This window comes from Mycolicibacterium pyrenivorans, assembly GCF_025821625.1.
Classification (GTDB): Bacteria; Actinomycetota; Actinomycetes; order Mycobacteriales; family Mycobacteriaceae; genus Mycobacterium; species Mycobacterium pyrenivorans.
On the sequence record NZ_JACKSH010000107.1, the window covers coordinates 66,739 to 88,899 of the forward strand.

Below are 22,161 nucleotides of genomic sequence, written 5' to 3' on the forward strand. Positions count from 1 at the left end.
GTCTCAGGCGCGCGTGCGGGCCGCCATGTTCTCGGCGACCTCCTGCTGCCACAGGTCGTTGGCGTGGGTGGTGTCGACCTCCTGCTCGAAGCGGTCGGTCATGTCGGCAGCGACGTCGGCGGCATCGACGTAGAACTGCTGATACCACCGCCGGTGCTGGTAGACGGGTCCGTCCTCCTCGGTGAGCAGCGGATTGTCGATGCGCGTCTTGTTCTTCCAGATCTCGACGTCCTCCAGGAAGCCCTCGCCGAAGCTGCGGTTCATCGCGGCGGCCAGTTTGGCGGCCTTGTCGGCGGGCAGCCCGGGCATCTCCTGGACGGCCACCCCCCACTGCAGGACGAACGAGCTGTGGGTGACCGGGTAGTGTCAGTTGATCAGCGCCACCTCGACGGTGAATCCGGGGCCGAGGTCGTTGTGCAGCCAGTTGATCATGTAGGCGGGACCGAAGTAGGTCGCCTCGGAACGCAGATACGTTCCTTCCCAGAGCTTCTCGGGATTGGGCGTGAAGTCGGGCCGCGGCTTGGACTCCATGAACTGGCTTGCGGTGTGGCCGTCGATGACGTTCTTGAAGTACGTCGGGTAGGCGTGGTGGATGTAGAAGAAGTGCGCCATGTCGACGTTGTTGTCGACGATCTCGCGGCAGTGCGCACCCTCGATCAGAATCGAACTCCACTGCCACGGTGACCACCGGCCCTCGTCGTATCCCTCGATGGTCGGCGGGGTCAACTCGGCCGGGGGAACCGAGCCCTCGGGGTCGTTCCAGACGAGCAACTGGCCGTTCACCTCGGTGGTCTGCCACGCCTTGGTGCGCGCCATCCGCGGGGTGCGTTTGGCGTAGGGCACCAGCTTGCACCTGCCGTCGCCGCCCCAGCGCCAGTCGTGGAACGGGCAGGCGACCGTGTCGCCCTTGACGGTGCCCTGGGACAGGTCCCCGCCCATGTGACGGCAGTACCCGTCGAGAACGTTGAGCGCACCTTCGGAATCCGCGAAGACGACCAGTTTGGTGCCGAACGCGGTGACGCCGTGTGGTCGGCCGTCACGGAAGTCCTCGGCGAGCCCGAGGCAGTGCCAGCCGCGTGCGAAGCGTTCCATCGCTGCGCCGGTGTCGATCTCGCGAACGTGCTCGGTCATCTTCTACTCCCTCTTCATGTCCAGCACGGCCAGGTGACTGAAGACCATGCTGGTGCCGATCGGGTTGCCGCCGCCGGGATAGGCGGTGCCACTTGGTGCTGCCATCGTGTTGCCTGCCGCGTAGAGGCCTGTGATCACAGTGTCCGCCGTATCGAGCACCCGCGCCGCGGTATCGGTGCGCAGACCGCCCTTGGTTCCGAGATCGGACACCCCGAACGCGGCCGCGTGGAACGGCCCGCGTTCGATCGGGTACAGCGGCGGCGCGCCACCGGAGAACGCGCGGTCGTAGGGTTCGTCACCGCGGCCGAAGTCCTCGTCGACGCCGCGCCGCACGAAATCGTTGAACCGCGCGACCGTCTCCACCAGATTCCGCGGTGGCACCCCGATCTCGACGGCGAGTTCCTCGAGCGTCTCCGCCGTGCGCCACAGCCCGGCGGCCACGTACTTGTCGGGCTCGACCATCGAGACATTGGTGGCCTTCACCGGAGGGATGCCGCCGGCCCCGTCTCCACCGTCGTCGTAGACCATCCAGAACGGCAACGTCACGGTGCCGTCGTCCACCGCGGCCAGCACCGCACGGCCGAGCCGGTCGTAGGCGGCCGACTCGTTGACGAACCGTCTGCCGTGGTCGTCGACGAAGATGCCGCCGGTGAACCACAGCGCGAAGGCCGACGCGCCGTCCGGGTGGGTGAGACCCGGCGACCACCAGGCCTGGTCCATCAGGTCGGTGTCGGCGCCCACCGCCATCGCCGCAAGGTGGGCCAGACCGCGATTGCCCCACGGGCCCATGGTGTCTCGCGATCGGCCCGGCACGCCGAATTTGGCACGCAGGTCGTCGTTGTGCTCGAATCCGCCCGCGGCCAGCAGCACACCCCGCCGCGCCCGGATCGCCCGGCGTTGTCCGTCCGTCTCGACGATCGCGCCGACGACGGCACCGTCGTCGACCACCAGCTCGACCAGCGCTGTGTTCAGCCGGGCGGAGGCGTGCGGATACCGGCGGGTGGCCGCCAGGAATCGGGCGATCAGGGCCCGGCCGCCGACGAAATAGTCCTCGGGCGGCGGAGTCCCGAGCCGGTCGGTGTCCAGCGGTCCGCGGACGAGGTCACGCAGATCGGGGGCGGCGGCGACCTTGAGGGGCTTGGCGGCGATATGACGCATGCCGTCGGCGCGGGCCTTGGGCGCCTTGCCGAAGTAGTCGGGCCAGGGCAACAGCGTGAACTTCAGCTGATCATCGGATTCCAGGTACTCGATCAGCGGTGCACCGCTGCGGACGTAGGTCTCCTGCAGCGCCCTGGGCGTGCGGTCGCCGACGACCGCGGTGTAGTACTCCAGCGCGTCGTCGATGCTGTCGTCGGTGCCCGCGCGCAGCAGAACGGGGTTGCACGGGAACCACATTCCGCCGCCGCCCGAATACGCGGTGGTGCCGCCGAACTTGTCGGTGGCCTCGACCAGGATGACGTCGAGTCCCTCCCTGGCGGCGGTGTAGGCGCCGGTGACCCCACCGGCGCCCGAGCCCGCGACCAGGACGTCGGTGGTCTCATCCCACTCACGGTCTTCGCGCAAGGCTGTTCCTTCCGTGCTCGGCGAACTCGGCGTCGAGGGCGCTGCGGTCGTGGTCGGTCATCGGCCGGTAATGCGGACGCCCGCGACCGGCCCAGCGGTACACCGGTTCCCGGGTGTGCCAGCGCTGCGCCTGAAGGTCACGTTTGAGGACCTTGTTGGAGCCGGTGGCCGGCAGGTCGGCCGACAGCCGGAGCAGTCGCGGAATTCCCTTGGCGCCCAGATCGTCCTGGGCAACCAGGAACTCCGCGAAGTCCTCGACGTCGAAGCCCTCGGGATCGGCGACCTCCAGAGCCGCCATCACCTGGTCGCCCGAACGCGGATCAGGGACTCCGTAGACCCCGGCGGTGATCACGGCGGAATGGCGGCGCACCACGCGTTCGATCGTCAGCGCCGAGATGTTCTCGCCGTCCACCCGGATCCAGTCACCGCGCCGCCCGGCGAAGTACAGAAACCCCTCGGTGTCGACGTAGCCGAGATCGCCCGACCAGTACCAGCCGTTGCGCACGCGTTCGGCGTCCGCGGCGTCGTTGCGGTAGTAGCCCTCGAAATCGCGCGCGCCGCGCTGGTCGACGATCTCACCGATGGCCTCGTCGGGGTTGAGCACCCGGCCCCGCGCACCGGGAACGGCTGCCGGACAACGGTGCAGGGTGTCGGGGTCGACGATGACGACCTCGGGATGTGCCGGCCGGCCGAGCGCGCCTTCCGGCGCCTCGGGATCGGCGGCGGCCACCGCTCCGCCCTCGCTGGAGCCGTACCCCTCGAACAGCTCTGCGCCGAAACGGCGGCGGAACTCCTTCTGGTCCTCCGGTGAGGCTTCGGTGCCGAATCCCCGCGTGAGGGTGTTGTCGGCGTCGTCGGGCTGCTCGGGTGTGGCCATCAGGTACGCCAGGGCCTTGCCGACGTAGGTGAAGAAGGTCGCTCCGAAAAGCCTTACGTCCGGCAGGAATCGGGATGCCGAGAAGCTCGGCGTCAGGCACACCGTCGCTCCGTTGGCCAGTGCGGGCGCCCACAGCGCCATGATCGCGTTGCCGTGGAACAGCGGCATGCAGCAGTAGTCGACGTCGCCGCGGTGATGGCCGTACTTCGCGGTGGCCGCGTACGCGATCCGGGTGAGGCGGCCTTGACCGCCTTGGACGAACCGGTCGTCCCCGACGTGAACAGCAGCAGGAACAACGACTGCTCGTCGACACCAGGCGCGGCCGCGGGCGTGCTCCGGCACCCGTCGACGCGACTGCGGTGCCCCGGGTCGTCGACGAGCAGGAAGCGGGAGGCGTCCAGGCCGTGATCGAGGTCCCGTAGCCGACTCATGCCGTGGCTGTCGGTGACGATCAACTGGCAGTCCGCGTGCCGGATGTCGGCGACCAGAGCGTCCGTGCCGCGGGTGGGGTTCAACCCGACGATCGTTGCGCCCGCCAGTGCCGCGCCGCCGAGCCAGAACACGAAGTCCGGCACGTTGTCGAGCAGGACACCCACGTGAAAGGGTGACGCGCGGAAGTGCTTGGCACGCAGCGCACGTGCCAGAGACGCGCGCGCCGCCCACTCGGCCACCACCTCGTCCCAGGTCCAGTCACGCTCCCGGGTCCGCAGCCCCAGGTGTCGGTCGCCGACCCGGTCGAGCAGCATCGAGGCGATGTCGGTCAGCACTGTCGCGTGATCCGGTAGACCGGGTCCGGGCAGTCGGTGCCCTCCGCGGACAGCTGCCGTTTGAGCACCTTGAACGTCTCGGTGCGCGGCAGCGCGGAACCGACGCGCACGAAGGCCGGCCACTGCTTGGGGCCGAGATCTGGTTGCCCGCTGAGGAACCGGGTGAAGGCGCCGGGATCGAAGGAGGTGTCCCCGGGCAGCACCAGCGCCGCCATCACCTGGTCACCCACCGCGGGATCGGGAATCGGGTAGACGGCGGCCTCGGTGATTCCGGGATAGCGCATCAGGATGCGTTCGATCGGCGCGGTGCCGAGGTTCTCGCCGTCGACGCGCATCCAGTCACCAAGCCGGCCGGCGAAGTGGGCGAATCCGTCCTCGTCGCGGTAGGCGAGGTCGCCGCTGTGGTACACGCCGCCGCGCATCCGTTCGGCCTCGGCGTCGGGATCCTTGTAGTAGCCCCGAAACTGGCCGGGCCCTTCGGTGTTGACGAGCTCGCCGATGACCCCGGGCGGGCATTCGGCGCCGGTTTCGACGTCGATGATCGCCACGCCGCCCACCAGTGGTCCTAGGGCGCCGTCAGGGGTGTCCGGGGTACGGGCGATGGACACCCCGCCCTCACTCGAACCGAAACCGTCGACCACAGTGACCCCGAACCGCTGCGCGAACCGCTTCAAGTCACGCGGTGCGGCTTCGTTGCCGTAGGCCACCCGCAGCGGATTGTCGGCGTCGTCCGGGCGCTCGGGGGTGGCCAGAATGTACGACAGGGGCTTGCCGACGTAGTTGGCGTAGGTGGCGCCGAAGCGCCGCACATCCGGAAAGAACTGCGACGCCGAGAACTTGGTGCGCAACGCGATCGAGGCTCCCGCGGCCGCCGCAGGAGCCCAGCCCGCCATGATCGCGTTGGAGTGGAACATGGGCATCGACAGGTAACACGTGTCGGCGGGTCCGAGGCCGAAACGCTGAGCGAGCATGGTCCCGGGGAATGCCACCTTCTCGTGGGTGCAGCGCACGGCCTTGGGATCACCGCTGGTGCCCGAGGTGAAGATCAACATGTAGAGGTCGTCGGGGTCGGCAGGGCGGAATTCGACCGGCGCGTCGCGGAACGCGGCGAGTTCGTCGGTGAAGTCCGGTGATTCGACGTCGAGCGCAGTGACACCCCGATGGGCGATGTCCGGCGGTGCGGACCGGTCGGCGAGCACCAGTTGACAGTCGGCGTGCGCGATGTCGCGGCGCAGTGCCGCGCCCCGGCGGGTCGGGTTCAGTCCGACCGGCACGATGCCCGACAGCGCGGCGGCCACGAGCACCGTGCAGAAGAACGGGGTGTTGCCCAACAGCACGCCGACGTGCGGCGGCCTGCCGGGGTCGAGCCGGGCCCGCAACGCCGCAGCGAGGGCGGCGCCGTCCCGGATGTGGTTGCGCCAGGTCACGAACGACACTGCGCCGCTGCGGGGATCGACCGAGTAGACCCCCCGGTCGTCGACCTCGGCCAGAGGCGTCAACAGAGCCGGGACGGTCGGTCCGAGAGGGTTGGCCACCGGGCGGAGGCGATCAGGCCGGGGTGTCGGCCAGGTCCCGACCGATCGCCAGCAGTTGCCCGGTGGCGCCGCCGATCGCGAACTCGGACTGTTTGGCCGCCAGGAAGTACCGGTGTACCGGGTGGTCGGTGTCGATGCCGACGCCACCGTGCACGTGCACCGTCGTGTGGGCCACGCGGTGGCCGGCCTCGGCCGCCCAGAACGCCGCGGAGCGAACGTCGATGTCGGCGGGTAGATCTTCGGACAACCGCCATGCGGCCTGGGTCAGCGTCAACCGCAGTCCCTTGATGTCGATGTAGCCGTCGGCCAGGCGCGACGACACGGCCTGGAAGCTTCCGATCGGCCTGTCGAACTGCTCGCGTTCCCGGGCGTACTGCGCGGTGAGCTCCAGGGCGCGGTCCAGCACGCCGAGTTGGAACGCCGACAGGCCCAGGGTGTGGTGGGTCTCGATCCAGCTGAGCGCGGCGGGCCCGTCGGCGCCGACCGCGCGCTGCTCGTCGATCTCGACACCGCGCAGGTCGAGGTGCCCGACGCTGCCGTGGCCGGTGGTGCTCAACGACGTGACGGTGACGCCGGGATCGTCCGCAGCGACGACAAAAACGATTGTTCCCGAGTTGGTTTCGGCGGGAACCAGGAATGCGTCGGCCACCGGCCCGTAGGGGACCAGGGTGCGGGTGCCGGTCAACCGGTACCCCGCACCGCCCGACTGTGCCTGGACGGGTCCGTCGCCCATCTCGCCGGCCAGCGCGACGGTGAGGATCTTCTGCCCGCTGACCGCAGGCGCCGCCCACTGCTGCTGCAGTTCGGCGGATCCGAACTTCGCCAGGGCGCCCGCGGCGACCACGACCGATTCCAGGTACGGCACCGCGGCGAGTTGCCTGCCCAGGGCTTCGAGGATCGCCGTCTGCTCCAGCACGCCGTACCCGCCGCCGCCCAACGATTCCGGTGCGGCGGCTGACAGCACGTCGGCCTCGACGAGCTTGGACCACAGAGCGCGATCGAAACGGTCTGCCGCACCGTCGAGCTCACGCTGATGGTCGGGCGTGCACACCGCCTCGGTGATGGTGCGGACCAGGCCGCCCAGGTCTTCGGCTTCTTCCGGGTGCGAGAAGTCCACGTGAAATCTCCTTATTCCGTTATCGGTTGACCCGGGGCAGGCCGAGCGCGACCATGCCGATGATGTCTCGCTGAATCTCGTTGGTGCCGCCGCCGAAGGTGAGGATCAGGCAGGACCGGTGCATCCGTTCGATGCGGCCGCGCAGCAGCGCGCCGGGCGAGTCGGTGCGCAGCGTCGCCGCGGTGCCGAGCACCTCCATCAGCAGGCGGTAGGCCTCGGTCGCCAGCTCGGTGCCGTACACCTTCGCCGCCGATGCGTCGGCGGGGGACGGCGCGGCGTCGCTGGAGGCGAGTTCCCAGTTGATCAGCTTGAGCACCTCGGCCTTGGCGTGCACCCGGGCGAGGTTGAGCTGCACCCACTCCGAGTCGATCAGCCGCCTGCCGTGAACATCCTTGGTGTTCTGGGCCCACTCCCGGACCCCGTCGAGGGCCGAGAAGATCGGTTGCGCCGAAACCAGTGCCACCCGTTCGTGATTGAGTTGGTTGGTGACCAGCTTCCAGCCGGCGTTCTCCTCGCCCACCAGGGCCGACGTCGGCACCCGGACGTCCTCGTAGTACGTGGCGCTGGTGTCGACACCGGACATGGTGTGCACGGGCGTCCAGGAGAAGCCGTCGGCGGTGGTCGGCACGATCAGCATCGAGATGCCTCGGTGCTTCTTGGCCTCCGGGTTGGTGCGCACGGCCAGCCAGACGTAGTCGGCGTAGGCGATCAGGCTGGTCCACATCTTCTGGCCGTTGATCACGTAATCGTCGCCATCACGCACCGCGGTGGTGCGCAGCGCGGCCAGGTCGGTGCCCGCGCCCGGCTCGGAGTAGCCGATCGAGAAGTGCAACTCGCCCTTGGCGATCTTGGGCAGGAAGAAGGACTTCTGCTCGTCGGTGCCGAACGCCATGATCGTCGGGGCCACGCTGTTGATCGTCAGGAACGGCACCGGCACATTGGCGATCGAGGCTTCGTCGTTGAAGATCAGCCCGTCCATCGGCGGGCGGGCCTGCCCGCCGAACTCCTTCGGCCAGGACAGCGTCAGCCAGCCGTCTTTGCCCATCTGGGCGACGGTGTCCCGGTAGACGCTGCCGCGACCCATCTCGCCGTCGTTGGATGCCAGCGCCTCGGCGCGCTCTGGCGTCATGAGCTTGGTGAAGTACGCGCGGAGTTCGCGGCGCAACTCCTCCTGCTCGGGGGTGTAGCCGATTCGCATCGCGCTGTCCTCACTTCTCTGCGAGCCTTTGATGACGGCACCAATGGGATACCTCAGGTCTTCTGCGGTTGTAACACGTTCTAGTGTTGGGGTCCAGGGTGGTGTCACACTAGGTGCCCGAAACGGGTAGGACATCGAGGACGCGGTAGGAGAGTGTCATGCGAGTGGAAGTGGATCGTGACCGTTGCGAAGGCAACGCGGTCTGTGTCGGAATAGCCCCGGACCTGTTCGAGCTCGACGAGGACGACTATGCGGTGGTCAAGGCCGACCCTGTTCCCGAGGGGGACGAGGCGCTGGCCGAGCAGGCCGTCGCCGAGTGCCCCCGCGCCGCCCTGATCCGCCACGACTAGAGGTATTCGTACTTTGACTGATTCTTCGTCCCTTCGGGGGACAGACATAGACCTGTCCGGGCACGTCGCCGTGGTGACCGGTGCCGCCGCCGGGCTGGGCCGCGCCGAGGCCATCGGGCTCGCGCAGGCGGGCGCCACCGTCGTCGTCAACGACATCGCGCAGGCACTGGACAAGTCCGACGTCCTCGACGAGATCGCGAGCGCGGGTTCCAAGGGCGTCGCGGTCGTCGGTGACATCAGCGTGCGGTCCACCGCCGATGAGTTGGTCGAGACGGCCGACGGCCTCGGGGGCTTGGGCATCGTCGTCAACAACGCCGGGATCACCCGCGACCGGATCCTGTTCAACATGACCGACGAGGAGTGGGACGCGGTCATCGCGGTGCACCTCCGCGGCCATTTCCTGCTGACGCGCAATGCCGCCACCTACTGGCGGTCGAAGGCCAAATCCGGAGATGGCCAGGTTTACGGCCGGATCATCAACACCTCGTCGGAGGCCGGCCTGTCCGGGCCCGTCGGACAGCCCAACTACGGCGCGGCCAAGGCCGGTATCACGGCGCTGACGCTGTCGGCGGCGCGAGCGCTCGGGCGCTTCGGCGTGCGCGCCAACGTCATCGCGCCGCGCGCCCGCACGGCGATGACGGCAGGCGTGTTCGGCGACGCCCCCGAGTTGGCGGACGGGGCGGTGGATCCGCTGTCCCCGGAGCACGTCGTGAACCTGGTGCGGTTCCTGGCGTCGCCGGCTGCCGAAGGGGTCAACGGGCAGCTGTTCATCGTCTATGGTCCGACGGTGACGCTGGTCGCGGCTCCGACCGCCGAGGCGCAGTTCAGTGCCTCGAGTGACGTCTGGGACCCGGCCGACCTGTCCGACACCTTGCAGAACTACTTTGCTGATCGTGACCCCGAGCGGAGTTTCTCGGCGGCGATGGGGCTGGGCGACCGAGACTGACAGTCTCGGTTGTCAAGCGCGCGCGTCAATTGGAACACGTTCTAGAATGATGTAGGTCACAGTGGCCCTGAACTGCGCAAATGTAAGATATTGGTCTGGATTTGACGTTCTTTGACACTGCGAACACGTTCTAGTTAGTATGATCCGGCTCACTGGGAGCATTGCCTCACACTGGGGTGGGAGCCGTCGCAGGCGACGAGTGTCGAACTCTTCGCCACGGGGGATGTCCTCAACCTGCCCGAGAACGGAGCCGAGGTTGATCGAACAGCTTGCGGCGCCTGCGCGGGCCGTGGGCGGGTTCGTCGAGATGTCCTTGGACACGTTCGTCAAGACGTTCCGCCGACCGTTTCAGTTCCGTGAGTTCCTCGACCAGACCTGGATGATCGCGCGGGTCTCGCTGCTGCCCACACTGCTGGTGGCGATTCCCTTCACCGTCCTGGTGGCGTTCACGCTGAACATCCTGCTGCGTGAGATCGGTGCGGCCGACCTGTCCGGCGCGGGCACCGCGTTCGGCACCATCACCCAGCTCGGGCCGGTGGTGACCGTGCTCGTGGTGGCCGGGGCGGGTGCGACGGCGATCTGTGCCGACCTCGGCGCCCGCACCATCCGCGAGGAGATCGACGCGATGCGGGTGCTGGGGATCGACCCGATCCAGCGCCTCGTGGTTCCCCGCGTCCTCGCCTCCACGTTCGTGGCGTTGCTCCTCAACGGCCTCGCTGCCTGATCGGCCTGTCCGGTGGCTATGTCTTCTCCGTGTTCCTGCAGGGGGTCAACCCCGGTGCGTTCATCAACGGCCTGACCGTGCTGACCGGTCTGCCCGAGCTACTGCTCGCCGAGGTAAAGGCCCTGTTGTTCGGGGTGGTGGCGGGGCTCGTCGGCTGCTACCGCGGCCTGACGGTGAAGGGCGGGCCGAAAGGCGTCGGCAACGCCGTCAACGAGACCGTCGTCTACGCGTTCATCTGCCTGTTCGTGATCAACGTGATCATGACGGCCATCGGGGTTCGGGTGCTGGACCGGTGATGAGCGCTTGCGCGAAGAACAGAAGGCGGTGATCGCGCGATGAGCTACGACGTCACCGTCCGCTTCCGCCGGTTCGTCAGCAGCGTGCCGAGAGCAGTCGACACCGTCGGCGAACAGGCGCTGTTCTACGGCGAGTCGATCCGGTACATCCCCAACGCGCTGACCCGGTACCGCAAGGAGACGATCCGGCTCATCGCCGAGATGTCCATGGGGACCGGCGCATTGGTGATGATCGGCGGCACCGTCGGGGTGGCGGCGTTCATGACGCTGGCCTCGGGTGGCGTCATCGCCGTCCAGGGCTACTCGTCGCTGGGCAACATCGGTATCGAGGCGCTCACCGGCTTCCTGTCGGCCTTCCTCAATGTCCGCATCGTGGCACCGGTGATCGCCGGCATCGCGCTCGCGGCGACCATCGGCGCGGGTGCCACGGCACAGTTGGGCGCGATGCGTGTCGCCGAGGAGATCGATGCCGTCGAAGCGATGGCGGTGCACGCCGTCTCCTACCTGGTGTCCACCCGGATCATCGCCGGGTTGATCGCGATCGTCCCGCTGTATGCGCTCCCGGTGCTCGCGGCGTTCTTCGCGGCACGGTTCACCACGGTCTACATCAACGGCCAGTCCGCAGGCCTCTACGACCACTACTTCAACACGTTCCTGATACCGAGCGATCTGCTGTGGTCGTTCCTGCAGGCGATCGTGATGTCGATCGCGGTCATGCTCGTGCACACCTATTACGGTTACAACGCATCGGGAGGTCCGGTCGGGGTCGGCATCGCCGTCGGGCAGGCGGTGCGTACCTCGCTGATCGTGGTGGTGACGATCGTGTTGTTGATCTCCCTTGCCGTCTACGGCGCCTCCGGCAACTTCAATCTCTCCGGATAGGTTGGGACAGCACATGGCCGACGGTGACGCCAAGCGCAGCCACGTCAGGATCGCTGCGGCGATCCTGGCTGCCGTCGTCGTCGCCGCGGCCGTGTTCACCTACCTCTCCTACACGGCGGCGTTCACGCCGACCGACAAGGTGACGGTCCTCTCGCCCCGCGCCGGTCTGGTGATGGAGACCCAGGCCAAGGTCAAGTACCGGGGCATCCAGGTCGGTGAGGTCGAATCCATCGAGTACGCGGGCAACGAGGCGAAGCTGACGCTCGCGATCAGAAGCGGCGAGATGCGTTACATCCCGTCGAACGCGGTGGTGCGGATCGCGGGCATTCGGCGTCGTCGGATCTGACCGACATGCTCGAGCAGTCTCGTCGGCCGATCCAGGGGGTCATCGAGAACGCCCGGCCGCTGGCCCAACGACTCGACGAGCGCAAGGGTGACGTGAACAAGGTCATCGAACCGCTGGCCGAGAACTACCTGCGGCTCAACGCCCTCGGTGCCTACGGAGCGTTCTTCAACATCTACTACTGCTCGATCCGGATGAAGATCAACGGCCCCGCGGGTAGTGACATCCTGATCCCGTTCGGCGGACCGCCGGATCCCAGCAAGGGGAGGTGTTCTGAGAGTGGCTAGACCCGACAGTGGAAATCCGCTCCGCACCGGCATTTTCGGCATAGTCCTGGTTAGCTGCCTGGTGCTGGTGTCCTTCGGTTACAGCGGGCTGCCGTTCATGCCGCAGGGCAAGTCTTATGAGGCGTTCTTCACCGACGCCGGGGGGATCGCTCCCGGCAACGATGTCAACGTCTCCGGGATCAAGGTCGGTTCGGTCAAGAACGTGGCGCTGGCCGGCGACACCGCCAAGGTGACCTTCACCGTGGATCGAGGAGTGCGGGTCGGCGACCAGTCGATGGTGGCGATCAAGACCGATACCGTGCTCGGCCAGAAGTCGCTCGCGGTGACTCCGCAGGGCAACGGGTCGGTCACCTCGATTCCGCTGGGACGCACCACGACCCCGTACACCCTCAACACCGCCCTGCAGGATCTCGGTCAGAATGCCAGCGACCTGGACAAACCACGATTCGAACTGGCACTGCAGACCCTGACCGACACGCTCCGTGACGCCACCCCGCAACTGCGTGGCGCGCTCGACGGTGTCACCAACCTGTCGCGCAGCCTCAACGAGCGCGACGCTGCGCTCGAGCAGCTGCTCGGGCATGCCAAGCGGGTCTCGGACACGCTCGCGCAATGAGCCGGCCAGGTCAACCAGCTGATCGTCGACGGCAATCTCTTGTTTGCTGCGCTGGACGAGCGACGCCAGGCGCTGAGCAATCTGATCGCCGGCATCGACGATGTCTCCCAACAGATCTCAGGCTTCGTCGCCGACAACCGGCGGGAGTTCGGGCCGGCGCTGGAGAAGCTCAACCTGGTGATGGACAACTTGCTCGAACGGCGTGAACACATCGGTGAGGCGCTGCGTCGCTTGCCGCCCTACGCCACCGCGCTCGGGGAGGTCGTCGGTTCGGGTTCGGGCTTCAACATCAACCTCTACGGCCTGCCGCCGGTCAGCCTCGCTGAGGTCCTGCTGGACACGTACTTCCAGCCCGGCAAGCTGCCCGACAGCCTCGCCGACTATCTGCGCGGTTTCATCACCGAGCGCATGATCATCAGGCCGAAGTCACCATGACGACGGCCAATACCTCCCTCACGCAGAGCCGTTGGCTCCGACCGGTCCTCATCGCCGTGCTGGTGGCCACGCTGGTCATCGGTGCCTTGCTGGTCTGGCCGTCGCGCACCAGCCACAAGATCGTCGGATACTTCGAGTCCGCCGTCAGCATCTATCCCGGCGACCAGGTCCGCATCGTGGGTGTGCCGGTCGGCACCATCGACTCGATCGAGCCGCGCGCCAACGACGTCAAGATGACGATGTCGGTGCAGGACGGCGTGAAGGTCCCCGAGGATGTCAGGGCGCTGATCATCTCGCCGAATCTGGTGGCGGCCCGCTTCATCCAGCTCACGCCCGCCTACACAGAGGGCCCCGCGTTGGCCGACGGCGCCGAGATCGGGCCCGACCGCACCGCGGTACCTGTGGAGTGGGACGAGGTCAAGGAGCAGCTCACTCAACTGAGCACCCAGCTGGGTCCGCATCAAGGTTCGGTCCAGGGTCCGCTGACGGAGTTCGTCAACCAGGCGGCCGACAGGTTCGACGGCAACGGCGACAGTTTCCGGCAGGCGGTGCGCGAGCTGTCGCAAACCGCTGGGCGGCTGGGTGATTCACGCACCGATCTGTTCGGCACGATCCGCAACCTGCAGGTGCTCATCGATGCGCTGTCCAACAGCAACGAGCAAATCGTCCAGTTCACCAACCATGTCGCTTCGGTCTCGCAGGTGCTCGCCGACAGCTCCGCCGATCTCGACAACACTCTGGGCACCCTCAACCAGGCGCTCTCGGATGTCAGCGGCTTCCTTGGCGAGAACAATCAGGCCTTGATCGACCAGATAGGCAAGCTCGCCGATTTCACGCAGATCCTGACCGACCACAGCGACGACATCGAGCAGATCCTGCACATCACGCCCAACGGGTTGTCGAACTTCTACAACATCTACAACCCCGCCCAGGGCACCGTCGGTGGTCTGCTGTCGCTACCCAACTTCGCCAATCCGGTTCAGTTCATCTGCGGTGGCACGTTCGACGTTGGAGCCTCGCCCGACAACTTCAAGCGGGCCGAGATCTGCCGCCAGCGCATGGGGCCGGTCTTCAAGCGAATCGCGATGAACTATCCGCCGGTGCTCTTCCACCCGATCAACAGCATCACCGCCTACAAGGGCCAGGTCATCTACGACACCCCGGCCACCGAAGCCAAGGCCGAGACCCCGGTGCCCTACCTGCAGTGGCAGAACGCCCCCGGTGTCACGCCGCCGCAGGTCCCGGCTGACGCCGACCTGGCCTCGCTGTTGGTGCCGCCGGCCCCCGATGCGGTGGCCGGATCGCCGGCACCGCCGGTGTCGAGTTCGCACAACAGCGGCCCCGAGCCAGGAGCGGGCGGATGATGCGCAAGACGGTCGCCGTCTCCTCGCTGGCCGTGCTGCTGACGGGTTGCCAGTTCGGTGGTCTGAACTCGTTGAACATGCCGGGCACCGCCGGGCACGGATCGGGTTCCTACGTCATCACGGTGCAACTGCCGGATGTCTCGACGCTGCCGCAGAATTCGCCGGTGATGGTCGACGACGTCACCGTCGGCAGTGTCTCGGGGATCGACGCCGTTCAGCGGTCCGACGGTTCGTTCTTCGCGTCGGTGGAGTTGTCGCTGGACGGTGACGTCAACCTGCCCGTCAATGCCACCGCCAGGGTGGCGCAGACCTCGCTGCTGGGTTCGCAGCACGTCGAACTCGCCGAACCCATCGACGAGCCCAGGGTGGGGCGCCTCGAGGACGGCTCGCAGATCCCACTGGAGCGCACCGGCCGCTACCCGACCACCGAGGAGGTGCTCGCGTCTCTGGGCGTCGTGGTGAACAAGGGCAACCTCGGTGCACTGCAGGACATCACCGAGGAGACCTACAACGCCGTGGCCGGCCGGGAGGGACAGTTCACCGACCTGATTCCGCGGCTGGCCGAGTTGACCAGTTCGCTGGACCGGCAGACCAACGACATCATCGCCGCGGCCGAGGGACTCAACCGGTTCGCCGGAATCCTGGCGCAGAGCAAGGACAGCCTGGGCCGCACCCTGGACACACTTCCCGAGGCGCTCGAGGTCCTCAACCGCAACCGCACCACCCTTGTCGAGGCATTCGCCGCGCTGCGCAGCTTCGCCACGGTGGGATCGCGGGTGCTGGATCAGACGAAGGACGACTTCGCCGCGGACTTCAAGGATCTGTTCCCGATCATCAAGTCGCTCAACGACAACGCCGACGCGTTCATCAAGTCGCTGGAGTTCCTGCCGACGTTCCCCTTCCATTACAAGTACCTGCGCAACGCCGTGCGCGGCGACTATCTGAACGTGTTCGTGACCTTCGACCTCACGTTGCGACGGCTCGGTGAGACGGTCTTCACCACCTCGAAGGGCCTGGACCCGAACATGAAGAGGATGAACGAGATCATCACCCGCCCGACTTCCTCACCGGAGCCGTCGCGAACCTCTCGGGTCAGGCCGCCGACCCGTTCACGGTGGCACCGGGAACGGCGACCCAGCACGAGGAGGCGCCGTGATCGACCGGCTCACGAAGATCCAGCTGATGATCTTCGCCGCCGTGACAGTGCTGACGGTCGGCTCGATCCGATCTTCTACCTGCGCCTGCCCGAGGCGGTCGGTCTCGGTTCCTACAAGGTGACAGCGAATTTCGTTGCCGGCGGCGGTCTTTACGAGAACGCAAACGTCACCTTCCGCGGCGTGACGGTGGGCCGGGTCGAGACGGTCGGATTGACCGACGACGGCGTCGTTGCGCACATGCGGCTGCAGAGCGGCACTCCGGTGCCCGAGAACGTCACCGTGACGGTGAAAAGCGTGTCCGCGGTGGGCGAGCAGTACATCGACCTGGTGCCGCCCGAGCAACCGGCTCAAGCGACGTTGCGCAATGGCGCTGAAATCGGTGTGGACCGCACCGCCATCGGTCAGGACATCTACGGTCTGCTGCAGCAGGCCGACGCGTTGGTGAGCAGCGTCGGCGACAGTCGTGTGCAGGATCTGCTGCGCGAGACGTTCAAGGCGTTCAACGGATCCGGGCCCGAACTGGCCCAGCTGATCCAGTCTTCCCGCCTGCTGATCGACGAGGCCAACGCGAATTACGGGCAGACCACCCAACTGATCGACCAGGCAGGCCCCTTCCTGGATGCGCAGATTCGCGGCGGGGACGACATCAAGTCGCTCGCCGACGGGCTGGCCAGGTTCACCGGCGAGGTCGCCAACGCGGATCCGCAACTGCGGTCGGTGCTGCAGACCGTTCCGGGAGCGACCGAGACGGTGAACACGACGTTCGAGGGCATCAGGCCCACGTTCCCGGTTCTCGCGGCGAACCTGGCCAACTTCGGGCGGATCGGGGTCATCTACAACAAGTCGCTCGAGCACTCGCTCGTCGTCTTCCCGGCCCTGCTCGCCGCGCTCAACACCGTGGCCGGCGGCGTTCCCGCCGACGAGGGCGGCAAGCTGGACTTCAAGATCGACCTCGGCGGCCCGCCACCGTGCTCGGTAGGCTTCATCCCGCCCCCGCAGATCCGCTCGCCCGCCGACACCACGCTGCGCGAACTGCCCACCGACATGTACTGCAAGGTGCCGCACAACGACCCGAGCGTGGTGCGTGGTGCGCGCAACTACCCGTGCCAGGAGTTCCCCGGCAAGCGGGCGCCCACCATCCAGCTGTGCCGCGATCCGAATGGCTACGTGCCGATCGGCAGCAACCCGTGGCGGGGGCCGCCGATTCCGGTCGGGACGCCGATGGACACCCGGGAAGACAACCACTACGAGCCGCCTGGGCGGAACATCCTGCCGCCCAACAAGTTCCCGTATATCCCGCCGCATGTGGATCCTGATCCGGGACCGCCGGTGGTGCAGTTGCCCCCAGGGGGGCGGTGCCTGGGCCGGGTCCGGCGCCGCATGCACCCTTCCCGCTGCCGGTGCCGCCCAACGAGGTCGGACCGCCGCCGCCGCCGTGGCCCTACTTCTCGCCCCCGGACCACGTCGTTCCGCCGTACGGCCGCACGCCCCCGGCGCCTCAACCGGCGCCCGCGCCGGCACCGGCACCTGTGCTTCCCGCGGAAGCCCCGCCGCTGGCGTCGGGTTCCCAGTCCGCGGGGCTGGGGGATGGGCCGGTGATGGCGACGTACGACCAGAACGGCGAGTTCGTCAACCCCGAGGGCGGAACTGGCATCTATGCGCCCGGAACTGACAAACTGGCGCCCGCGGAGAACTGGGTCGACCTGATGTTGTCGCCCAAGCAGGCATAGGTGATCCGGGAAGGCATCCAGGAAGGCATCCAGGAAGGCACAGTGGCAGAAGAAGTACCCCGCGATGCAGGGCGGCCGGCGCGGCGCCGCGCATCACGGGCCGCGGGCCGCGGGTCCGGCCGCCGGTGGGGACCCCAGTGCGGCCGTCACACCCGAACTGACCGTCACGGCGCCCGTCACCGCGACGACGGTGCGCCCGGCGCGGCCCCCCAAGTCGCCTCCTCGGCGAGCCCCCAACCGGGCGCTCGTCGCGCTGGTATCGGTCGTCGCCCTCCTGGTGATGGCGGGCGCCTTGGCGGGCAGTGTCACGTGGATGCTGGTTCAGCAGCGCGACGCGCAGGCCCAGCAGACTCGAGATCAGCGCTTCGTCGACACTGCCGCGCAGCTGGTGACCAACATGTTCAGCTACACGCAGGACAACATCGACGACAGCGTGAACAGATTCGTCGACAGCACCAGCGGACCGCTTCGCGACATGCTGAGCCAGGGCAACAACGTCGACAACCTCAAGGCGATCTTCCGCGACACCAACGCCAGCTCCGAGGCCGTCATCAACGGCGCCGCGCTGGAAAAGATCGATGACGTCACCAACAACGCCGCCGTGCTGGTGTCCGTCCGCGTGACCGTCACCGACATGGAAGGCACCAACAAGCCGTCGCAGCCCTATCGGCTGCGGGTCATCGTCCACGAGGACGACAACGGCCACATGACCGGTTACGACCTCAAGTACCCGGACAGTGGCAACTGATGCGGCTGGCTCGACTCTGGGGCGCGCTCGCCGTCGCACTGGGTGCTGGTGTGGTGGCCCTCGCGGCGTTCGGCGGCTCGCTCTACTGGAACGGCGTGCAGCTCAACGGTGAACGCACCACTCGCGCAGAACTCGCTCCGCTGGCCGCCGAGCAGATCCCGCGGGTGTTCGGGTACGACTACCAAACCGTCGAGCGCAACCTCAATGACGTCTACCCGCTGCTCACGCCGGCCTACCGCCAGGAGTTCCGGGACCGCGCCGACCAGGACATCATCCCGCAGGCGCGCGAACGTCAGCTCGTCAGCCAGGCCAACGTCGTCGGCGTGGGCGTTCTCGATGCACGGCGTGATTCGGCCTCGGTGATGGTGTACATGAACCGCACGGTGACCGAGAAGGCAGGGAAGCCCGTCTACGACGGCAGCCGACTGCGCGTCGACTATGAGAAGGTCGACGGCAAGTGGCTGATCAACTACATCACTCCGATTTAGATCACTGCGATTTAGCCAGCGCCTCGAGGAACGACTTCGCCCAGCGGTCGACATCGTGGGCGAGCACCTGCCGGCGCAACGCACGCATGCGGCGCCTGCCCTCCTCGGGGGTCTGAGTGAGTGCCGCTTCGATCGCGTCCTTGATGCCCTGTGGATGGTGCGGGTTGGTCAGGTAGGCCTGACGCAGCTCCGCGGCCGCCCCGGTGAACTCGCTGAGCACCAGGGCGCCGCCGAGGTCGCTGCGGCACGCGACGTACTCCTTGGCGACCAGGTTCATGCCGTCCCGCAGCGGCGTGACCAGCATGACGTCGGCGGCGACGAAGAAGGCGAGAAGGTCTTCACGCGGGATCGCGCGGTGCATGTAGTGGACGACCGGGTGGCCGACCTCCCCGTACTCGCCGTTGATGTGCCCGACCTGCCGCTCGATGTCCTCGCGCATCGCGATGTAGCTCTCGACCCGCTCGCGGCTCGGCGTGGCCAGCTGCACCAGCACCGTGTCCTCCGGGTTGACCCGGTGCTCGTCGAGCAGTTCCGAGAACGCCCGCAGCCGCACGTCGATGCCCTTCGTGTAGTCCAGCCGGTCGACGCCGAGCAGGATCTTGCGGGGGTTGCCCAGCTCGCTGCGCAGTTCCTTCGCGCGCTGCCGGATCGCCTTGGTGCGTGCCTGCTTGTCGAGTTCGGCGGAGTCGATCGAGATCGGGAAGGCACCGACCTTGACCGTGCGGAAGCCGACATGCACCTCACCGAACCGCGACCGCACCCCCACCGAGGCGCGCGAGGTGTTCGCGCCCGCGAGCCGGCGCGCCAGGATGAGGAAGTTCTGCGCGCCTCCGGGCAGGTGAAAACCGACCAGGTCGGCGCCGAGCAGGCCGTCGATGATCTCCGACCGCCACGGCATCTGCATGAACAGCTCGACCGGGGGAAACGGGATGTGCAGGAAGAACCCGATGGTCAGGTCGGGGCGCAGCATGCGCAGCATCTTGGGCACCAGCTGCAGCTGGTAGTCCTGCACCCAGACGGTGGCGCCTTCGGCGGCGGTGCGCGCGGCCGCGTCGGCGAAACGCCTGTTGACCTCGACGTAGCGGTCCCACCACTGCCGGTGGTAGATCGGTTTGACGATCACGTCGTGGTAGAGCGGCCACAGCGTGGCGTTCGAGAAGCCCTCGTAGTAGAGCGCGACGTCATCCGCGCTCAGCCGCACCGGGACGAGGTACATCCCGTCCTGCTCGATCGCGTCGGGTTCGGCGTCCTCGGCATCCCCGTCCTCGGGCACCCCCGGCCAGCCGATCCACGCGCCGCGGCGCTTGCGGAGCAGCGGCTCCAGGGCGGTGACCAGGCCCCCGGGGCTTCGTTTCCACTCGGTGGTGCCGTCAGGAAGTTCCACCCTGTCGATCGGCAGCCTGTTGGCCACCACGACGAAGTCGGCGTTCCCGGAGCGTGCCTCGGGGCCGCTCTCGGGAGTCATTACGCGTCGGCGAGCTTGGCGGGTCCGATGCCGAGCATCGAGAGAAAGATCCGGCATTCGTCGGCGTCGGTCGCGTACGCGGCGACGACACGGCGGGCCTGGCGTTCGGTGCTGTCGGCAATGGGTTCGACATCGCCCAGTTCGGCGGGATCAGATTTCGCAGGCATGTACCAACTGTAGCCAACTTACGGTGCCAGCCCGACCTCGGCGTTCACCCGGTCTCGGGACAACCGTAATGTGCTCGATGTGGCGGACCGCGATCAGGTGACATACGAGACTCTCGACGAGGGGCGCATCGCGCGCATCTGGCTCAACCGGCCCGATGCGCAGAACGCCCAATCGCGGACCCTTCTGGTGCAGTTGGACGAGGCGTTCGGGCGGGCCGAGGCCGACGACGCCGTGCGGGTGGTCATCCTCGCGGCGCGGGGCAAGAACTTCTCGGCGGGCCACGACCTCGGCTCGGAGGAGGCGCTGGCCGAACGGGCCCCGGGCCCCGGCCAGCACCCGACGTTCCAGTTCAACGGCGCCACAAGGGAGGCCGTGGCCGAACGGACCTACCTGCAGGAATGGCACTACTTCTTCAACAACACCTCCCGCTGGCGCGATCTGCGCAAGATCACCATCGCCCAGGTGCAGGGCAACGCCATCTCGGCGGCGCTGATGCTGATCTGGGCGTGCGACCTGATCGTGGCGTCCGACGACGCCAAGTTCAGCGACGTCGTCGGCGTTCGGATGGGGATGCCCGGCGTCGAGTACTACGCGCACCCGTGGGAGTTCGGCGCCCGTAAGGCCAAGGAGCTGCTGCTCACCGGCGACGCGATCGACGCCGACGAGGCGCACCGGCTGGGCATGGTGTCCAAGGTGTTCCCCCGCGCCGAGCTGGAGGACAAGACCCTCGAGTTCGCCCGCCGCATCGCCGAGCGGCCCACCATGGCCGCCCTGCTCGTCAAGGACTCGGTGAACGCCGCCAGCGACGCGATGGGCTTCACCGAGGCGCTGCGCCACGCGTTCCACATCCACGAGCTGGGCCATGCGCACTGGGCCGCGCACAACGAGAACCGCTACCCGGTCGGGCTGCCGCCCGATGTGCCGGATTGGCGCACCCTCGGCGCGCCGAAGCTGGCCCGCCGCGACGAGCCGTGACGTATAACTAGAACCTGTTCTTGTTAGACGACCTTTCTTACGGACGGGGCCCCTCATGCTGCTGTCGTTGACGGATCGAACGTTCCTGGTCACCGGTGGTGGCAGTGGCATCGGCAAGGGAGTCGCCGAGGCTGTGGTCGCCTCGGGCGGCAACGTGATGCTCGCGGGCCGCAACGCCGACAAGCTGGCCGCCGCCGCGGAGGAGGTCACGGCGAACGCCGGTGCGGGTGGCGGCCAGGTGCGCTACGAACCGGCCGACATCACCGACGAGGACGAGGTGGCGCGGTTGGTGGCGGCGACCGTCGCATGGCACGACCGCCTCGACGGTGTCGTGCACAGCGCCGGCGGCTCCGAGACGATCGGACCGCTCACCCAGATCGACTCGCAGGCATGGCGCAACACCGTCGACCTCAACGTCAACGGCACCATGTACGTACTCAAGCACGCCGCGCGGGAGATGGTCCGCGGTGGCGGCGGCTCGTTCGTCGGCATCTCGTCGATCGCGTCGAGCAACACCCATCGGTGGTTCGGTGCCTACGGTCCGAGCAAGGCCGCCCTCGACCATCTGATGATGGTGGCGGCCGACGAGCTGGGCCCCTCGTCGGTGCGGGTCAACGGCATCCGCCCCGGCCTGACCCGCACGGACATGGTCGCGCCCATCATGGAATCGCCTGCGATCCTCGAGGATTACCGCGCCTGCACGCCGCTGCCGCGGGTGGGTGAGGTCTCCGATGTGGCCAACCTCGCGGTGTTCCTGCTCAGCGACGCGGCGAGCTTCATCACCGGCCAGGTCATCAACGTCGACGGCGGGCACGGGCTGCGGCGCGGCCCCGACCTGTCCGAGATGCTCGAACCGCTCTTCGGCGCCGACGGCCTGCGCGGCGTGGTCTCGTCCTAGGCCACCCCGCCGGAATTGCATTCCAGCCAATGTGACCTTGCGGTCGCCCGTTCCGGGGTGAAAATGGGCTGGTGGTCGCCTTGCGACGCCGTGTCTGCATG

General features: G+C 67.5%; 14 protein-coding genes and 8 pseudogenes. 14 read left to right on the forward strand and 8 right to left on the reverse strand.

The genetic code is table 11. The features are described 5' to 3' along the window. Positions 1-3: 3 nt before the first annotated feature. The 6 genes and pseudogenes from H7I57_RS14030 to H7I57_RS14055 all read right to left on the reverse strand — a co-directional run bounded on the left by H7I57_RS14030 (position 4) and on the right by H7I57_RS14055 (position 8,188). Positions 4-1,131, reverse strand: a pseudogene (locus tag H7I57_RS14030) (3-ketosteroid-9-alpha-monooxygenase, oxygenase component). Between the two features lie 3 nt (positions 1,132-1,134). Further along, positions 1,135-2,694 (reverse strand): FAD-binding protein, encoded by a 1,560-nt coding sequence (locus tag H7I57_RS14035; protein ID WP_264024158.1) that lies wholly within the window; start codon positions 2,692-2,694, stop codon positions 1,135-1,137. Beyond that, positions 2,678-4,317, reverse strand: a pseudogene (gene casI / locus H7I57_RS14040) (steroid-22-oyl-CoA synthetase). Before casI ends, H7I57_RS14035 begins: the two are co-directional and overlap by 17 nt. A gap of 14 nt (positions 4,318-4,331) precedes the next feature. Next, positions 4,332-5,873 carry a long-chain-fatty-acid--CoA ligase FadD17 gene (gene fadD17, locus H7I57_RS14045; RefSeq protein WP_264024159.1) on the reverse strand — a complete coding sequence of 514 codons (1,542 nt, stop codon included), beginning with the start codon at positions 5,871-5,873 and terminating at the stop codon, positions 4,332-4,334. Between the two features lie 13 nt (positions 5,874-5,886). Next, the gene (locus H7I57_RS14050) at positions 5,887-6,990 is read right to left on the reverse strand and encodes an acyl-CoA dehydrogenase family protein (RefSeq protein WP_264024160.1); all 1,104 of its coding nucleotides are present in this window, start codon (positions 6,988-6,990) and stop codon (positions 5,887-5,889) included. Between the two features lie 19 nt (positions 6,991-7,009). After that, the gene (locus tag H7I57_RS14055; RefSeq protein WP_264024161.1) at positions 7,010-8,188 is read right to left on the reverse strand and encodes an acyl-CoA dehydrogenase family protein; all 1,179 of its coding nucleotides are present in this window, start codon (positions 8,186-8,188) and stop codon (positions 7,010-7,012) included. Positions 8,189-8,346: 158 nt separating this feature from the next. On the opposite strand from H7I57_RS14055, the gene H7I57_RS14060 reads away from it, so the two are divergent. The 12 genes and pseudogenes from H7I57_RS14060 (at position 8,347) to H7I57_RS14115 (ending at position 18,554) form a co-directional block, all read left to right on the forward strand. Continuing rightward, positions 8,347-8,538 (forward strand): ferredoxin, encoded by a 192-nt coding sequence (locus H7I57_RS14060; protein WP_264024162.1) that lies wholly within the window; start codon positions 8,347-8,349, stop codon positions 8,536-8,538. Positions 8,539-8,551: 13 nt separating this feature from the next. Continuing rightward, positions 8,552-9,484 carry a 3-oxoacyl-ACP reductase gene (locus H7I57_RS14065; protein WP_264024163.1) on the forward strand — a complete coding sequence of 311 codons (933 nt, stop codon included), beginning with the start codon at positions 8,552-8,554 and terminating at the stop codon, positions 9,482-9,484. Positions 9,485-9,740: 256 nt separating this feature from the next. After that, positions 9,741-10,504: pseudogene (locus tag H7I57_RS14070) on the forward strand (MlaE family ABC transporter permease). A gap of 39 nt (positions 10,505-10,543) precedes the next feature. Then, a complete protein-coding gene (locus tag H7I57_RS14075) occupies positions 10,544-11,386 on the forward strand; it encodes an MlaE family ABC transporter permease (protein ID WP_264024164.1) in 843 nt (280 codons plus the stop codon). 13 nt (positions 11,387-11,399) lie between these two features. Continuing rightward, positions 11,400-11,711, forward strand: a pseudogene (locus H7I57_RS14080) (MlaD family protein); the annotation flags it as partial. Positions 11,712-11,713: 2 nt separating this feature from the next. After that, positions 11,714-12,016: pseudogene (locus tag H7I57_RS14085) on the forward strand (MCE family protein); the annotation flags it as partial. Beyond that, positions 12,009-13,067: pseudogene (locus tag H7I57_RS14090) on the forward strand (MCE family protein). The pseudogenes H7I57_RS14085 and H7I57_RS14090, both read left to right, overlap by 8 nt. Beyond that, on the forward strand, positions 13,064-14,431 hold the full coding sequence (locus H7I57_RS14095) for an MCE family protein (protein WP_264024165.1): 1,368 nt from the start codon (positions 13,064-13,066) through the stop codon (positions 14,429-14,431). The pseudogene H7I57_RS14090 and the gene H7I57_RS14095 overlap by 4 nt, the downstream one beginning before the upstream one ends. Beyond that, positions 14,428-15,587 (forward strand): annotated as a pseudogene (locus H7I57_RS14100) (MCE family protein). Before H7I57_RS14095 ends, H7I57_RS14100 begins: the two are co-directional and overlap by 4 nt. Then, positions 15,584-17,318: pseudogene (locus tag H7I57_RS14105) on the forward strand (MCE family protein). Before H7I57_RS14100 ends, H7I57_RS14105 begins: the two co-directional pseudogenes overlap by 4 nt. Positions 17,319-17,382: 64 nt before the next feature. Further along, a complete protein-coding gene (locus H7I57_RS14110) occupies positions 17,383-18,066 on the forward strand; it encodes an Rv1363c family protein (RefSeq protein WP_264024166.1) in 684 nt (227 codons plus the stop codon). Continuing rightward, entirely contained in the window at positions 18,066-18,554 is a 489-nt protein-coding gene (locus H7I57_RS14115) for a mammalian cell entry protein (protein ID WP_264024167.1), read from the forward strand. The genes H7I57_RS14110 and H7I57_RS14115 overlap by 1 nt, the downstream gene beginning before the upstream one ends. A gap of 1 nt (position 18,555) precedes the next feature. Here H7I57_RS14115 and H7I57_RS14120 read toward each other — a convergent pair whose 3' ends face one another. Together H7I57_RS14120 and H7I57_RS14125 are read right to left on the reverse strand one after the other, a co-directional pair. Continuing rightward, entirely contained in the window at positions 18,556-20,019 is a 1,464-nt protein-coding gene (locus H7I57_RS14120) for an alpha,alpha-trehalose-phosphate synthase (UDP-forming) (protein WP_264024168.1), read from the reverse strand. Beyond that, the gene (locus H7I57_RS14125; RefSeq protein ID WP_170981143.1) at positions 20,019-20,186 is read right to left on the reverse strand and encodes a hypothetical protein; all 168 of its coding nucleotides are present in this window, start codon (positions 20,184-20,186) and stop codon (positions 20,019-20,021) included. The genes H7I57_RS14120 and H7I57_RS14125 overlap by 1 nt, the downstream gene beginning before the upstream one ends. Positions 20,187-20,265: 79 nt before the next feature. Here H7I57_RS14125 and H7I57_RS14130 point away from each other — a divergent pair, with 79 nt between their 5' ends. Both H7I57_RS14130 and H7I57_RS14135 read left to right on the forward strand, forming a co-directional pair. Continuing rightward, positions 20,266-21,162: an enoyl-CoA hydratase gene (locus tag H7I57_RS14130; protein WP_264024171.1), complete on the forward strand. Its 897-nt coding sequence runs from the start codon at positions 20,266-20,268 to the stop codon at positions 21,160-21,162. Positions 21,163-21,217: 55 nt separating this feature from the next. Next, a complete protein-coding gene (locus H7I57_RS14135) occupies positions 21,218-22,060 on the forward strand; it encodes an SDR family oxidoreductase (RefSeq protein WP_264024172.1) in 843 nt (280 codons plus the stop codon). Positions 22,061-22,161: the final 101 nt, after the last annotated feature.

What these genes read in the sequence shown, in the direction of transcription:
- H7I57_RS14055 (WP_264024161.1), bottom strand. Translation starts at nt 8,188, where the DNA reads ATGCGAATCGGCTACACCCCCGAGCAGGAGGAGTTGCGCCGCGAACTC.
- H7I57_RS14060 (WP_264024162.1), top strand. Translation starts at nt 8,347, where the DNA reads ATGCGAGTGGAAGTGGATCGTGACCGTTGCGAAGGCAACGCGGTCTGT.
- H7I57_RS14075 (WP_264024164.1), top strand. Translation starts at nt 10,544, where the DNA reads ATGAGCTACGACGTCACCGTCCGCTTCCGCCGGTTCGTCAGCAGCGTG.
- H7I57_RS14095 (WP_264024165.1), top strand. Translation starts at nt 13,064, where the DNA reads ATGACGACGGCCAATACCTCCCTCACGCAGAGCCGTTGGCTCCGACCG.
- H7I57_RS14110 (WP_264024166.1), top strand. Translation starts at nt 17,383, where the DNA reads ATGCAGGGCGGCCGGCGCGGCGCCGCGCATCACGGGCCGCGGGCCGCG.
- H7I57_RS14115 (WP_264024167.1), top strand. Translation starts at nt 18,066, where the DNA reads ATGCGGCTGGCTCGACTCTGGGGCGCGCTCGCCGTCGCACTGGGTGCT.
- H7I57_RS14120 (WP_264024168.1), bottom strand. Translation starts at nt 20,019, where the DNA reads ATGACTCCCGAGAGCGGCCCCGAGGCACGCTCCGGGAACGCCGACTTC.
- H7I57_RS14125 (WP_170981143.1), bottom strand. Translation starts at nt 20,186, where the DNA reads ATGCCTGCGAAATCTGATCCCGCCGAACTGGGCGATGTCGAACCCATT.
- H7I57_RS14135 (WP_264024172.1), top strand. Translation starts at nt 21,218, where the DNA reads ATGCTGCTGTCGTTGACGGATCGAACGTTCCTGGTCACCGGTGGTGGC.